At 40.3% G+C, this 14,927-nt stretch carries 15 protein-coding genes; 11 read left to right on the plus strand and 4 right to left on the minus strand.

What is annotated here, in order from left to right; genetic code table 11:
• Positions 1 to 14 precede the first annotated feature (14 nt).
• A complete protein-coding gene (locus EHQ62_RS17490) occupies positions 15 to 1,580 on the minus strand; it encodes a helix-turn-helix domain-containing protein (RefSeq protein WP_135645226.1) in 1,566 nt (521 codons plus the stop codon).
• Positions 1,581 to 1,724: 144 nt separating this feature from the next.
• Between EHQ62_RS17490 and EHQ62_RS17495 the strand changes: the two genes are divergently transcribed.
• The 3 genes from EHQ62_RS17495 (at position 1,725) to EHQ62_RS17505 (ending at position 5,338) form a co-directional block, all read left to right on the plus strand.
• A complete protein-coding gene (locus EHQ62_RS17495; protein WP_135645228.1) occupies positions 1,725 to 2,711 on the plus strand; it encodes a sodium-dependent bicarbonate transport family permease in 987 nt (328 codons plus the stop codon).
• Positions 2,712 to 2,814: 103 nt separating this feature from the next.
• A complete protein-coding gene (locus tag EHQ62_RS17500; RefSeq protein ID WP_135645230.1) occupies positions 2,815 to 4,647 on the plus strand; it encodes an alginate export family protein in 1,833 nt (610 codons plus the stop codon).
• Between the two features lie 61 nt (positions 4,648 to 4,708).
• Positions 4,709 to 5,338, plus strand: coding sequence for a TetR/AcrR family transcriptional regulator (locus tag EHQ62_RS17505; protein ID WP_135645232.1), 630 nt, complete (start codon positions 4,709 to 4,711; stop codon positions 5,336 to 5,338).
• On the opposite strand, the gene EHQ62_RS17510 is transcribed toward EHQ62_RS17505, so the two are convergent.
• Entirely contained in the window at positions 5,325 to 6,098 is a 774-nt protein-coding gene (locus tag EHQ62_RS17510) for a lysophospholipid acyltransferase family protein (protein ID WP_135645234.1), read from the minus strand. The two genes, EHQ62_RS17505 and EHQ62_RS17510, sit on opposite strands and share 14 nt — an antisense overlap.
• Positions 6,099 to 6,560: 462 nt before the next feature.
• On the opposite strand from EHQ62_RS17510, the gene EHQ62_RS17515 reads away from it, so the two are divergent.
• The 5 genes from EHQ62_RS17515 (at position 6,561) to EHQ62_RS17535 (ending at position 9,825) form a co-directional block, all read left to right on the plus strand.
• A complete protein-coding gene (locus tag EHQ62_RS17515) occupies positions 6,561 to 7,130 on the plus strand; it encodes a hypothetical protein (protein ID WP_135645236.1) in 570 nt (189 codons plus the stop codon).
• Positions 7,131 to 7,979: an LIC_13355 family lipoprotein gene (locus EHQ62_RS17520; RefSeq protein WP_135645238.1), complete on the plus strand. Its 849-nt coding sequence runs from the start codon at positions 7,131 to 7,133 to the stop codon at positions 7,977 to 7,979.
• A gap of 135 nt (positions 7,980 to 8,114) precedes the next feature.
• Complete coding sequence (locus EHQ62_RS17525) at positions 8,115 to 8,894, plus strand: class I SAM-dependent methyltransferase (RefSeq protein WP_244241833.1); 780 nt, start codon at positions 8,115 to 8,117, stop codon at positions 8,892 to 8,894.
• Positions 8,895 to 8,906: 12 nt separating this feature from the next.
• A complete protein-coding gene (locus tag EHQ62_RS17530; protein ID WP_015676320.1) occupies positions 8,907 to 9,464 on the plus strand; it encodes a slr1658 superfamily regulator in 558 nt (185 codons plus the stop codon).
• 13 nt (positions 9,465 to 9,477) lie between these two features.
• Positions 9,478 to 9,825 carry a slr1659 superfamily regulator gene (locus tag EHQ62_RS17535; RefSeq protein ID WP_135637185.1) on the plus strand — a complete coding sequence of 116 codons (348 nt, stop codon included), beginning with the start codon at positions 9,478 to 9,480 and terminating at the stop codon, positions 9,823 to 9,825.
• An 18-nt stretch (positions 9,826 to 9,843) separates the two neighbouring features.
• Here EHQ62_RS17535 and EHQ62_RS17540 read toward each other — a convergent pair whose 3' ends face one another.
• A complete protein-coding gene (locus tag EHQ62_RS17540; RefSeq protein ID WP_135645240.1) occupies positions 9,844 to 11,019 on the minus strand; it encodes a GNAT family N-acetyltransferase in 1,176 nt (391 codons plus the stop codon).
• Positions 11,020 to 11,276: 257 nt separating this feature from the next.
• Between EHQ62_RS17540 and EHQ62_RS17545 the strand changes: the two genes are divergently transcribed.
• The 3 genes from EHQ62_RS17545 to EHQ62_RS17555 are packed head-to-tail and all read left to right on the plus strand — an operon-like array spanning position 11,277 to position 14,211.
• Entirely contained in the window at positions 11,277 to 12,650 is a 1,374-nt protein-coding gene (locus EHQ62_RS17545; RefSeq protein ID WP_244241834.1) for a PP2C family protein-serine/threonine phosphatase, read from the plus strand.
• Between the two features lie 9 nt (positions 12,651 to 12,659).
• The gene (locus EHQ62_RS17550) at positions 12,660 to 13,595 is read left to right on the plus strand and encodes an adenylate/guanylate cyclase domain-containing protein (RefSeq protein WP_135645244.1); all 936 of its coding nucleotides are present in this window, start codon (positions 12,660 to 12,662) and stop codon (positions 13,593 to 13,595) included.
• 31 nt (positions 13,596 to 13,626) lie between these two features.
• Positions 13,627 to 14,211 (plus strand): DUF6272 family protein, encoded by a 585-nt coding sequence (locus tag EHQ62_RS17555; protein WP_015677526.1) that lies wholly within the window; start codon positions 13,627 to 13,629, stop codon positions 14,209 to 14,211.
• On the opposite strand, the gene EHQ62_RS17560 is transcribed toward EHQ62_RS17555, so the two are convergent.
• Positions 14,186 to 14,908, minus strand: a complete 723-nt coding sequence (locus EHQ62_RS17560; RefSeq protein WP_135645246.1) for a TetR/AcrR family transcriptional regulator — start codon at positions 14,906 to 14,908, stop codon at positions 14,186 to 14,188. The genes EHQ62_RS17555 and EHQ62_RS17560 overlap by 26 nt on opposite strands.
• Positions 14,909 to 14,927: the final 19 nt, after the last annotated feature.

The raw sequence follows: 14,927 nt of genomic DNA on the forward strand, positions 1-14,927 counted from the left end.
AATGTTTTCTTTATTTATTGATTTGGATGATTTGACGTAGATTTTCTGAATTGATTGGGATTGATTCCCGATTGTTTTTTGAATTCTAAATAAAAAGCAGACCTAGAACCAAAACCTGCTTTTTTCCCTACCTCAGCTACATTCATTTCAGGTTCTTCTAAAAGTATTCTTTTTGCTTCTTTGATTCGATATAAATTCAATAAAGTAGGGAAATTAAAATTGTATTCAACATTGATCAATTCGCTTAATTGATGATAGGTGAGACCCAACCGATTTGCAATCATCTCTTCATTACAATTTTCATCTAAATAAATTTTATCTGTTTCGAGGTATGTTTCTAATTTTGATCGATATTCTAATGTATTAATTTTGTTAGTGATGGAACGAAATCTTGTTTTTGAGACATCACGTTTTTCGTAATTTCTTAAAAATAGAAAACTACTCGCAGTTAAAAATGGTAAGTAAAACACAGAGGCATAAATGAAAAAAGGTTGGTACGGATAAAAATCAAAATGGAATAATGTTTTCAAAAACACTAAAAACAAAAATAAAACCCAAGAAAAAAAGTAACGTTTCTCTTCTTTGTTCCCATTATTGATAAGAAAAATGTGTGTATTTTTTAGAAAGTAAGCAGCCGAACCAAATACAAACAAAACTATAAAAATTCTATATTCATAAACAAAGTGAAACAAAGGAACAAACAGGTACAAAAATCCAGAAAATGCAAAGAACCAAAACAATTTCGGATATTCTAAATTTTCATTCGTAAACTTAACAAAACTAAACAAATACAAAAAGAAAATGAAATGATTCATCGATAAAAACAAATAATAGGAATGGCGAATCAAATTGTTTTCATTCCCAAAAACAGATGCCAACTCTTTGCCGTGAACAGAATACACTAACAAAAAGAAGAACAAATAATGGATAAGGATGGAAAGGTAAACAGTTTCTTTTGATTTGATGTATTCGGAAGTAGCCCAACCTACCGACACAATCGCCACCATAAGAAAAAATAAGAAGGTCAAAAAACGAAACAAAACAATGAAACGATAACTTGATGTGGAAATGGTGCGGATTGGAAAATTGATGGTTTCATTTGAATCCAAATACAAATAAAAGTCACGGGATTCATTGGCCTCTAACCTAACATTAAAATGGGGGAAAGGGGAAAGTAATCCAAGCCACGACTCCCATTGATAACCGCTGTAAACATCACCAATTTCCCCATTTCGATTTTCGGAACACATCTCGGCAGAAGGAATATTGATCCATTGGATGAGCACACTGAATTCGGATGGAACTTCCAATTGGTTCTGCAAACGAAAATGGAGCCACTGCCCGCGGGACCTTTGTCGGCTACGGAGCGAATGAGAACTTTCGTTTGGGATCCAAGCCATGTGTTTGAGTTTCTGGATGGACAAGGGATCACATGAATTCGGAGGGTTTTCTTTCCCAAAGGCTAAAAATTCCACTTCACGGCTGATATTTTGGCCGTAGAAGGCTTCTGGTTTCCAGAGACAGCCTTCCGCTACCAAAACGAAGGCCAACAAGGTGAAAACCCGAAAGATGATGCACATGGTTATCACCAATGTGGAACTCTAGCGTTCGCAAGGAAGCGAATTCAAGGGCCAAAGAAATCGTTTCAAGACTATTTTTTTGTCCAATTTTATGATTTTGGACAAATTGCATGTCTAAAATCATGGCAATTACGAGGGACAAATATGGACTTTCACAATGCTCTGAACAACATTCTCAACCCACCTGTCTTGTTTTTCTTTTTAGGAATGGGTGTCGTATTCTTTAAATCCGATTTACGCATCACGGAAGGAGTATCGAAATTCCTTTCCTTGTATCTATTGTTTTCTATTGGATTCAAAGGAGGGCATGAACTCTTTAAATCTCCTTTCGCCGAAGAACACCTACTCACTCTGATTGCCTGTATGTTTATGGCATGTTTTGTTCCAGTGTATTCTTACTTCATTTTCCGATTTAAATTGGACCATGCGAACTCTGCAGCCCTCGCTGGGAGTTTTGGTTCCATTAGCGCCGTTACCTTTGTGACAGCTGGAGCCTTTTTGCATAGTTATGGATTTGAATACCAAGGTTTTATCGTAGCAGGCATGGCGCTCATGGAATCACCTGCCATTGTCATTGCGGTCATCATAGACCGACTAGGGAAAAAGAAACAAAATGGGAATCCGAGTGAAAGGATCCAATGGAAACACCTGTTACACGAAGCATTCTTTAGTTCATCAGTTTATATTTTAATTGGAGCATTGATTGTAGGGTATCTTTCGGGTGAATCTGGATGGAACACAACAAAACCTTTCACAGAAGATATCTTCAAAGGACTACTCACATTTTTCCTATTGGACAAAGGGATAGATGCAGCAAAACAAATGCGTGAGTTAAAAAAAGTTGGAATCTTTTTAGTGGGTTCTTCACTCCTCATTATGTTTGTTAATGTGATCATTTCGATTTTTTTAACCAAAATCATCCAAATGCCAATTGGTGATGCATTGATGTTTGTGGTATTATGTGCATCTGCGTCATACATTGCAGTTCCTGCTGCGATGAAGGATTCCATTCCTGAAGCAAGTCCAAGTATCTATCTTACAGTTGCCTTATCGATCGTTTTCCCGATCAATATCATCTTTGGAATTCCAGTTTACTTTTATTTGTTAAAAATCTTTATGGGTAACAATTAAAATTCCATTTGAATCATTTGCGTTCCTTCACAAAATCCTCATTTTGTTCGGTAACAAAATGGGATGGATTCCAAACGCAAATCATAGGATAGGAGAGTACACTATGTTCCGTTTTCAGAATGGCATTCAATTTTGTTTCCTTTTATTGGTGCAAACCTCCTTTTTGTTTGCAGAACCAGTAGCAGATCCTACTGGGACCAAACAAGAGGAACCAAAACCGTACAGTTCTCCTATGAAAGAAAAGGGATTGGATCCAGAATTCAACCGCCATATGTTTGTGGAACCAGCCCTTTCCAAACATTCCGCAACCTCCTCCCAGTTTTGGTTGAATGATGTATTACGATTTGGTTTGTACCTTCGCCCGAGGCAAGAAATCCGGTACAATTTAGATTTTAACGCTTCGGACAAAGGATACGTTGACCGCACCCTCCAAACCTCTTCCCTATATTTTCTTTTTGACCCAAGCCCTTATGTACAAGCGAAAGTAACCTTACAAGATGCTCGTGTCTGGGGTGGAGAATCCCCTGCCTCGTCTGGTGATATCCGAGCTAATTTTTTTAGTAATTCTGCAGATATCTATTCTCGAAACCAAACCAATGCCGTATCCCTTAACCAAACTGGCGTTAGAGAAGCATTTATCTTACTCAACAAACTTCCTCTCCAATCCAAACTCCAAGTGGGTCGACAAATTTGGTCCTATGGCGACCAAAGGATGATTGGTGGTGGAAACTGGACCGTCAATGGACTTTCGTTTGATGGGGCGCGGTTGATGTTCAATTACGAAACCGTGAAACTCCATTTTTTTATGGCAAGGCCGTATTGGACTCAAAGTGGGCCGAATGGTGTCGCATCTGCCAATGATCCAAAACTCAATTCTTCTGCCAATGGAACCGATACGACACTCGTCGGAACTTACAATAGTTTTACGATCCCAGATTGGGTCACATTGGATCTCTATACCTTAGGTGTGGTGCGTAAGTGGAAAAAAAATACAACCAATCCAATTACTGGACTACCCGAATCTTCACCAGATGACCCACTCGCTACAAACCGAAGCCGCCAAAACCAAAATTTGGTGACTTCTGGCTTTCGGATTACGAATCGGACAAAAGGAAATTTTTTACCAGAAGGCAAAGCTTGGGATTTCACTTGGGAATCCGCATTCCAATCAGGGACTTCGGGTAGAAGGATCCAAGATCCATACCTAAAAGGTTACCTTCCTAATGAATGGGACAATTATAAAACAGAAAGAGAAAAGTACACTGGCCAAATGCATGTATTCCAAACAGGTTACACTTTTTTCAAAAAACTAAGGTTAGGTGGTCAAATTCTTTATGCATCAGGGGATAAAAATCGATCAGATGCTTCTCTTTCTACTTTCCAAACACTTGCGAACCCACGATTTGGTGTGATCCCTTATTTCAATAGTGTGGCTGGAATTTCAGAAAACATTAATGCACAAAATCTCTATTCAAAATCGGTAAGTCTTACGTATGCTTCCGAATCTTATGGTGAGTTCCAAATCACATACTTTCAAAACGACAAAGCGGAAAAACAAGATGCATGGTATGCCATTAGCGGTGTTGCCAATTCCACTGCATCCATTGGTGAAAGGAATCCCTATCCTGTGTCGTCTGACAAAGGTAGTACGGAAAATTATTCAAACCAATCCTATTCATCTCCTTATGCTTTGGGGAAACGGATTTATACAGAAGTGGACGTAACATGGCATGGCCAAATCAACGATTTTGTTTCGCTTTGGCTCGGTGTTGGGTATTTGCAAGCGGGTGATGCGGTGAGAAACTACCGCAATAGCAAAATCCAATACAATGCGACCACACAATCCTTCGAATGGAACCAAAACTACTTACAAGGGCGAAACCAATTGGCAAAAGAAGCTTATATGGCTTATGCCCAAATCAACGCTGCATTTTAAGAAAAACGTTCGATTTTTCGCTGGATTGCCTTAGGATGGAAGGGAAACCTGAAATTCATCCATGTTGGAAGCCCATCACAAACAAAGAAGGATTCGCAATAGCCTCTCACGAGAGGAGATCCGAGATGTTTCCCTCCTCATCTTAAAGGAGGAAGGACTCGAGGGCCTATCCATGCGAAAGATTGCAAACCGTCTCGGTTGCAGTGTGGCAAGTCCATATTCCTATTATGAAAGCCAAATTGACCTAGTACAAGATTTGATCCGAACGGGTGAAGACGAACTGCTTTCCATGTTAAAAAAAGCAAGTGCGGATGTCACAACAGGATCTGCATTTGACCAACTGGCTGCCATTGCTCGTTCCTACTTTCATTTTGCGAGCAATAACCGCGAACTCCACAAAGTGATGTTTGTTACCGATTATGGTGGTGTGCATCGTAAGGCTTTCCCACAACTTCCAAAAAGTTATCGGTTCTTTTTGGAGACCGTTCGCATCGGATTTGATTCGGGAGAAATTCCTTATCCCAAAAATGAATACCCAGCCATTGCTCGTATGATGTGGAGTTGGATGTATGGTGTGATTGTTTTGGATATGACGGGAATGCTTCGGAAACGAAAAGGAGCAGGAAATCCGATCGAAGAAGGAATTTCCTACTTTCAAAAATTGTTAAGCAAACAACCTAACCAGCAATAGTTGAAACTTCCATTCCGTCATTATCATCTTCTAAAGAAATTTCAGATCCAACTTGGGAATCATTCACGAGCACTGCTTTGTTTTTAGACAATTGGTTGAGTCTGATAAACTCCGCTTTGATCTCACCCATCACTTCCGTTGTATCATTCACTTGCCAAACAGGATTCCCTAAGGTGAGGCGAATGGGTTTGTTTAAATTATAAGCGTCAAGGTACATCGGAACAATTGGTAAGTTGTAACGTTTGCTTAGCACAACCATGCCAGGATACAACTTTCGCGACTTTCGAAACCCTCTATACCAAGAGCCTTCTGGAAAAATCCCAATTCCCAAATTTCCTTTTTTGATCCGTCTTTGAAAATCTTTTATGGTCACTGGATCGGATTCATTTCGATTGAGAGGAATGAGATCGATGGATTTCACAATCCCTTTGACCAATTGTTCTTTCCTACGAAGCCATTTTGACTTCCTACCTTTGTTTCCCATTCCAGAATCATAACTGGTTAGGGCCGTTGTGTAAATCCCATATCGTTTGAGGACACCACGGATCACAAATGCATCATAAGGCATGGTGATGATTTTTAAAAATTTATTTCTTGGTTTGATATGATTCGAAATGAGAATCATCGACTTTCCATTTAACTGGCGTAAAATATAGTCGTTTTGAATTTCTACTTTTTTGTTTCCATACTTGAGTCGCATGGGTTTCACCACAATCCACATCAATACAAAACCAATAGACCTTCCGACATAATAAAACATATCTTTTCCTCTTAGTTTGTATGAGTCCAAAAAACTCACTTGGTTGCAAAAGATTCCTTAGAAATTACGCTACATTTCCAATACAATTTTGTTTCAATTTGTACGAAACAGGTTCAGGAGAAATCCTGGATTTAAAAATTTGACAATCCTTGGCCCCACAAAAACCTGGAAAATACCTTCTGGGAGGAAACAGGTGAAAATCCTGTGCTGACCCGCAACTGTAATCCAAACATCTGTTTGGTGAGCCAGATCTTCCCCGTAAAGAAATCCTCGCGGTTATGGAACTTTACACACTAAAATCCAAATGACCACCATTTGGAGGATAGGGGCCCCGAAGGCATCGGGGCACCCGAAACAAGTTTTACAATGATGGATTTCTCTTTTGGAGGTTCCTTCCAAAAACACCAATCATTGTTTTCCGTTGGTCCGGAGTTCCCTAAAATTAAACTTTAGGAAACGTTTATGAAACAAACTCTTTTAAAAACTTTAGCCACCATTGGACTCCTCCTTTCCCTATCCCTTTGCAATACGGGTAACCAAGTTTCAGAATCGGAAGCCAATGAAAATTTACTCCTTGGACTATTAGCAGGCAGTGCGATCGAATCGAATAAGGATTTTGCTTTGAATGGTGTTTGGAATAGTTTCACTGGTAACGGGACAACTTCAGATACATTAACAACCTTTAGTGCAAAATTTGGACAAAAAGGTTTACAATTAGATGACAGTTCTGGTTTTGGAGGATATTCTAGTTGTTATATCATCATTGAGTTTAATAATAGCGAAGGAAGTTTCATCACACAAAACCCTGAAAATAACGGAGGATGTTTTACTGGAGATACCAACAAAGGAAAATACAATAAAGTATTCTTTTTTAAGAATACAGCAAAAGAAAATTCTTTTTGGTTATGTACAGTTGCCTTCGGTAAAACTTATGAAGAAGCAAAAGCACAAACAGATACATCAACAAAAACAAATCCAGGAAGTTCCGGTTGTGGTGCATCTGCCTTCTCTCGTTATGACCGAAAAATTTAAATGAGAAAACAAACTCTCTCTTATTTCATTTTCACATGTTTGTGGTTCTTTTCTTGTAAAGAGACAGGATCCTCGTCAAACGAAACTTTGTTGGCACTCCTTCCAATTCTCGGATCAAGTGCCAATGCCACTCTTTGTCCCAAATCTTCCTCTCTCCCAACAGATCTATTTTTTGCGAATACGGTCGTCAGTGCACAAGCTAGTATCTCTGGCTTTTCCGATCCATCCAAAGCCATCAATGGTGTTTGTGGTGCAGGAGAACTCGCGGGCTCTCTCGATGTGTATGCACTCGAAAAAACAGGTGTGGGGGCAACCATGATCCTCAGTTGGGGTGGTAAAACTGTTAAAAATGTCGCCGATGATGATTTTATCGTTTTTGATAATAGTTTTCGAATCTCCGATGATTCCAATACCTATGCCATGGATCCGTCTGTGATCCAGGTTTCCTTGGATGGAACCACCTATTGTGGTTTTAATCCGAGTTATACGGCCGGTAATATCAACTTAATTTCCAGCTGGACTAGGTTTGGTGGGCTGAGACCCGTGTATTTGAATATGACCACCAATCTTTTGTCAAACGAGGATCTCTTCATTGAAAAAGGCAGTCGGTTTTTTCTCGGAGGTGGAGATGCCTTCAATTTGGATGACCTAGATGAAAATGATCCAAACGATGTTAGTTGTGACGCAGCTGCCGTAACCAATATCCAATCAACAGGATTCAAATTTATCAAAATCACCTCGGCAAGTGCTGTCAGAAATTATGCGGATGGAACAAACAATTTTCCATGGCCACCTGGAAGTTATAATGGAAGTGATATTGATGGAGTGGTCGCACGCGAAGTGCAGTGAACCCTAAGCCATTATGTCTAATGTATGACCATACGCGAGGTTTTAAAAAAAACATTTAAAAATCGTTCGTATTTCAGTTGACCAATTTTAAAAAAAGGATTCTTTTTTTAGAACCACTCTTCTGGCGAATTCACTTTGAGCGAAAACCTTTACACACAAAAGATCTCCATTCAGGATGAAATGCCAAGGTTATCGGCGCAGGCAAACCTCCTAAAACTCCTGCTCGAACCATATTTAGATTCCATCGAATACGAAAAAGAAGTGGGGACAGCACTCGATGCGGGTGCGGGTCCAGGGGTTCTCACCAGTTTCCTCGTGAAAAAAAATCCCAACCTCAAATGGATGGCTTGTGACATCTCCGAAGATATGGTGCAGTACTGTAAGTTGGTATACCCAAAAGTAGACTGGAAGGTCTCCGATGTCCGGGCCTTGGATTACCCAGACAACCATTTTGATTTTATTTTTAATTCCATGGTCCTCATCCACATCAAGGAACCGGAAAAAGCGTTAAAGGAATTCTACCGGGTCTTAAAACCAGGGGGAAAAATCCTCATCCACTGTCCCAATGACAAAACTTTCACTGGCCCACAGGTCCTCCTAGACATGGTTGCCAAACATGCCACCATCCACCCAGCCGATCGGTTTGTGATGGAAAAAGTTCCGAGCATTATGGAAGGTTTAGGATTCCAATTGAAACATAGAACTGACTTCATTGCGTCCAATGATGGCAATGACGATAAACCCATTGTGGAGTACCCCAAAATTCATTTGGGAATGATGACAGGTTGGTCTATGATGTCGTTTATGGGGCACCCAGAAGGGATGCAAGAATTGTATTCTCAGTTACAATCCGAGTATATGTCCAACCGTGTGAAATTCACGATCAAATTAGAAACACATTTGTACCAAAAATAAACGGAGGCAAAATTGAACCAAAAGGCACCCATCATCATCGGTGAATACCACATCATTCCAGAGAATTTGCCTGCGGATGGACAATTGCGATTGGTATTCCAACCGATCGATATGACGACGTACTGGCGCAGGTGTGGTCTCACGGCCAATTTCGTTGCTGGATTTTATTCTTATTGTTACGAAGAAAGTGAAACCAAAGCCAATTCCCTTTCCACCATCATCAACGAACTCTTAGAAAATGCCTCTAAATTCTCCAAAGCGAGGGAAGGCAGAATCAATGTAGAATTAAAACAATATGGAAATCTTTTAAGGATTGATGTTTTAAATGTGGCGTCAAAAACCTTAAGGGATAGTTTTGAGCTTTTTGTGAACAAACTCATATCAGAAAACGTGGAGGAGATGTATTTTTCTACACTCGAAACCAAAGAGGATGGAGATACAAAGTCGGGACTTGGACTCCTGATGATGTTAAAGGATTACCCGGTCCGATTTGGTTATAGTTTCCATGAGATCGATGCCGATACTCATGAAATCACGGTAAGAGCAATTATCAACGTAGAAGAGATATAATAGGCGAAGCTTCATGGAAATCAAAGACTTAGATTACAACATACAATACGACGAAGCCACTAAGACTGTCAAATTCACTGGATCCATCCGCTTGCAGAACTTACCCGCTTATGAACCAATCAAATTATTTTTAAGAGACGTTGCAAAACTTTGCCAAGGGGCACTTCTGACCATGGACTTTCGAGACCTACAATTTGTGAACAGTTCTGGGATCACTACCCTCTCCATGTTCATTATTGACTCGAGAAAAAGTGCAACCTACCAAATCAAGATCCAAGGATCCCTCAATGTTTCTTGGCAGTCAAAATCCCTTTCCAATTTCAAAAAACTTTGGGACCAAGTGGTTTTGGAAATTTCCTAAACCACAACCAAACTCTTTTTAACCACTTCCCTTCGCAGTTCCGCCCATCTCGTACAACCTTCTAAATTCGAGCATGCGGCGGGACATTTCATTGAACCTCTGCGCAAGGATCACAAACAAATTGGTAAGCAGTTTGATCGCTAAGGTGGGACTTTGGATTTCCAATTTTTGAAATTCATTGGGTGTGAGGATGAGTAGTTTTGCATGGTCACGCACAATGATATCAGCATTACGATTGGATTTTGCCACAAACCCAAGTTCCCCAAAAATCTCTCCTTGGTTTAAAATGGAAATGGTAGAACGAACTCCATCTTCACGGTTGACAACAACCTCCACACTGCCTTCCAAAACACAAAACAAACCTTGGCTTTCTTGGTTTTGGTGGAAAACGATGTCCCCATCTTCATAATCGATGAGATCAAGCATGGACAAAAGTTTTTTGGACTCTTCCTCCGTAAACCCTCGGAGGAAAGAGAGGAACTGGCTTGGTGGGAGCATCATATCATGTACGATATTTTGCCAAACCGTATCCCCTTCCATTGAGAAGAGAGGTCTGATGTCTTTGTATTCAGGGAACTTGGTTTCAAATAGATGAGCCAACTCAGTTCCCGCAGGGAAACGTTTCGCCAAACGAAGGAAAGGTGAATGGATTTGTTTTAAGTATTCATTATCGTCTAACAAAAACACCATCGGGATCACAATCCCATACTCTGGATGGTGGATGTTTTTTTTGTACATTCTGTACCCAACTTGGTTGTACAAACGCACCAAGTGTGGGTTCGTATCTATGAAATCGATCACAATCCCATTTTCTCTGGCATGTTCATAGATCTTCATGCATAACATACTTGCTGCTGCTGTATGGCGGTATTCTCGTTTGACCATGAGTTTTGTCGACATGGAGACTTTGTCTGGGTAAAAGGGACGAAAGAGGTCCATTTCGTAAAGGTCCTCACATTCCAAACTCCCATCTTTACGAAAGTTGATGCGAACAGTGCCGATGATCTCCCCTTCTTCCGTTTCCGCGAGGAACAGGTGGCCTGTCTCATCAAAGGGTTCTTTGATCATTTTGGTGGTGTGGTCGGCATATTCTTGGACCCTGTTCATTTCTTGAACATAAATGTCATAGCGGAGGTGGTAAATTTTATTACGGTCTTCCTCAGTTGTTGCCAAATGGACGTTGATATGACTCATACTCGCCGTCCTCCTTAAAAATTTGAAAAATCATTTGCAATTTATGCAAAATGTATGACGTTATCAGTTAATTTTCCGCATTCTCTAAAACGAAATATAAAGAAAGAAACCTTTACTCTATGCCGCAATCCTCTTCCAACGAAAATCGCTTCGTCCTCTCGGACTACTACAAGAAACAACTTAAAGAGATTGCCTTCCAGGGGGAATTTAGGGCCGAAACCTTCGCCACTAAATTCCGATTCTTCTTCCTGGGATTTTTGGTTATCTTTGCTACACTCGGTCTTCTCTCTGGCCGTCCACCGGTAGAATTTTATTACCAAATCTCTGCCATTCTCGTTTTACTCTGTTACAACTTTGTTGTCCTCTATTCATTAAAGAAGTCGGGAAAATATCTCAATATATTTAAATTCTCTTCTTCTTTTTTAGAGATCACTCTCCTTACATTTGTTACAGGGTATACGGCATACTCCCAAAAAAACCCAAGCCTTGTGTATGCGGCACCGATGATTTATGTCTTTTTCATTCTCATCGCTCTCGCATCCATACGGAATAATACTAAAACAATCATCTTTGCAGTGATCATCCTCATCGTAGAGTATGCATCCCTCACCATCTACTTTTACCCTGAGATGACAGACTTCAATGCCAAACTCATTGCACTGTCTGACTATCTCAAACCGAGTTTCTTAGAAGAAAACAGTACCTTCTTCCTAGTCAGTGCGGTTCCCATGGGAATCTTTCTCATCTTACTTTATATGGTTGTGACGGGAGGTCTGATTTTATATGCCATCCTCAACACTTCACGCACCACACAAGAACAAGCTGACTTAATCTTTAACACAGAAAAGCAAGCCATCCTAGAAGAGAACATGCGCCTTGGTATGGAATTAGACGTCGCAAGGCAAATCCAAGCCATGGTACTTCCCCGCAATGAGGAATTAAAACAAATTGATGAATTAGAAATTTCGGCACGGATGGACTCTGCCAACGAAGTGGGGGGAGACTATTACGATGTGGTCCACCATGAAGATGGGACGGTATACATAGGGATCGGAGACGTGACAGACCATGGACTGGCATCAGGTGTTGTGATGCTCATGACCCAATCTGCTTTCATCACAACCTTACGATCGAAGGTGATCTCTTTACGAGAATCGCTACGTTCCATCAACTCCATTTTATTTTCCAATATTCATGTCAGAATGAATGACATTCGAAACCTAACACTCTCTCTCTTTTCCTATAAAAATGGAGTGTTTACAACTGCTGGCCAACACGAAACGATAATGGTTTATCGCCATGCAAACAAAAAAACAGAAATCATTGATACGGTCGACAATGGTATGTTAGTTGGTCTAACAGAATCAATTGATGAATTCATTCATGAAAAACCCATTCCATTGCAACCAAAAGACATCATCTTACTTTATACAGATGGTGCCACTGAAGCTGAGAATCCGAAACGAGAGCAGTTTGGTTCTCATAGACTGATTGAATCATTGGAACGACATGCAGACCTTCCCACTACTGATGAAATTTTAGCTGCCATTTTCCAAGACATCTATGTTTTTATCGATGGCATGGATGTCTATGATGACATTACCATTATGATCATGAGGAAACGAGGTTAGAGGACAATTATGGACAATGACAAAGTTTTGGAAGAGGAAAGAGCCAAATACGCAGAATTGGAAGTCCTTTACCAAAACATCATTGACCACTCAACCGAAATCGAAAACGAACTCTTAGAAAATAACAAAAAAATCCAAATGTATTTGGATCGGATGCGTCGTTACCTCTCCCCTCAATTGTATGAAATGATCACCGGTGCGGAAGTGGAAACCTCGATCTCCCACCAAAGGCGTAAACTCACAATATTTTTCTCTGACATTGTTGGTTTCACAACAATCACCGATTCCATCGAACCTGAAATCCTATCCGATTGTCTCAACCAATATCTGGATGTGATGTCAAGTATCGCGATCAAATACGGAGGTACCATCGACAAATTCATTGGTGATGCCATTATGATTTTTTTTGGTGCACCTAGTTTTGAAAACGACAAAGCACATGCCCTAAACTGTGTGAAAATGGCCATTGAGATGCGAGACAGTTTGCCTGCGTTAGATGAATACTGGAGAAAATCGGGAATCAACCACAACCTAACATGCAGGATTGGAATCAACACCGGTTATGTGACGGTTGGAAACTTTGGAACCAACGAAAGGATGGATTACACCATCATTGGTGGCCCGGTGAATGTTGCGTCCCGTTTGGAAAGTGTATCAAGTGCAGGGGAAATTTTGATTTCAAACGCAACCAAATCCTTGGTAGACGAATATGTAAATACGATTCCCAAAGGAGAAATCTTGGTCAAAGGGGTTCACACTCCCATCGAAACCTTCCAAGTGATTGGTTTAAAAAATGACCAAGAAAAAAAGGAAAATCCTTTTGTGAAATTTGATGGTGATGGTTTCCTCTTAAAACCCCTACACTTCGATAAACTCAGCACAAACCCCGAAGAACGCCGATTAATGCAAAATGCATTAGAAAAAGCGCTTGCGGCATTAAAGTAGTTTCGCTACTTTCTTTAGTTGAACTACGAATATGCGAAAATACGGCAATCTCACACACACGGCTTTCTCAGAACAAAAGCCTGAATCCATCATCGAAATCCATTTAAAACCTTTGGATTTGATGCGTTACTGGCGCCGTATTGGAATTTTATCTGATTTTATTGGTTATTTTTATGGGTTTTCGTTTTTACCCGATGTTCCAAGTGATTCGATGGACATGAAAAATTCAGAGATCGTCAATTCGATCTCCACAGTCTTCAATGAACTTTTAGAAAACGCTGCCAAGTATTCTTACGATAAAAAAGCCGATATCGAAATTTCACTCATCCACCGTGGCCAATCATTTGAAATGTTGGTCAGAAACAAAACAAACGAATCCAATGTTTCCGCATATGAAGCGAGCTTAAAAGAAATCTTTTCTGCAAAAGATTTGGAAAAACTTTACTTTGATAAAATTGAATCCAATGACCCAAACTCAAATCGATCAGGAATTGGTTTGATTATGGTATTAAAGGATTACCCTGTGGAGATGGAAGTGACACTCGAAACAGAAGGTGAACACACCATCATCACAAGTCGCATCATCTACTTTACAGACGTGTCCCTTCGATCATAATCTCTAATATTTGTAATACCTCTTTCTGAAAGGATTGTTTTTCTCCTTCGGAGGATTGTATTGCTTTCCATTTGCGTTCATTCAGTACGGCAAAACCATGGACCCCACTCCAAAAACTCATCATAAGAGTTGCAGTAGGCACTGATTTTTTTAAAACCAATTGGTTTTGTCCGTACTCGACAATCCGAAACATTCCCATATAGGCATCGTTTCCGCACTCTCTTAACTCATCTGAGATGGGATCCCCGGAAACATAAATTTCACCACCAAACATAAGTTCCGTTCTTCTTGGATTTTTGAGTAATAAGTAAATGTATTCTTCACCGGCTTTTCTGATTTTTGCCAAAGGATCTTCGGAATGTTCGTAAGCCCGTTTCATCGCAGCGGCTAATTCTCGAAACCCTTCGGTCACAAGGGCTTGGAGTAGGTCCATTTTCTTTGGGAAATGCCTGTAGGGGGCAGTGTGGCTCACCCCGAGGTCTTTTGCGATGTCTCTTAGGCTAAGAGAAGAAACCCCTGTTTTCTCTAGGACCTGACGGGAGTGTTCTAATACCACCTCTCGCAAATTCCCATGGTGGTAACTGGAAACTTCCTGGCTGTCTTTGGATTTGCCCAAATTGGATTTTAACGATGGGACAGAAGGTTTTTTGGTGGGAGCCTGGATTTTGGGGGCAGTTTGTTTTTTGGATGGTTTCATAAAATGTTTACAATGTATA

It is taken from the genome of Leptospira jelokensis, assembly GCF_004769635.1.
In the GTDB taxonomy this organism is placed as follows: domain Bacteria; phylum Spirochaetota; class Leptospiria; order Leptospirales; family Leptospiraceae; genus Leptospira_A; species Leptospira_A jelokensis.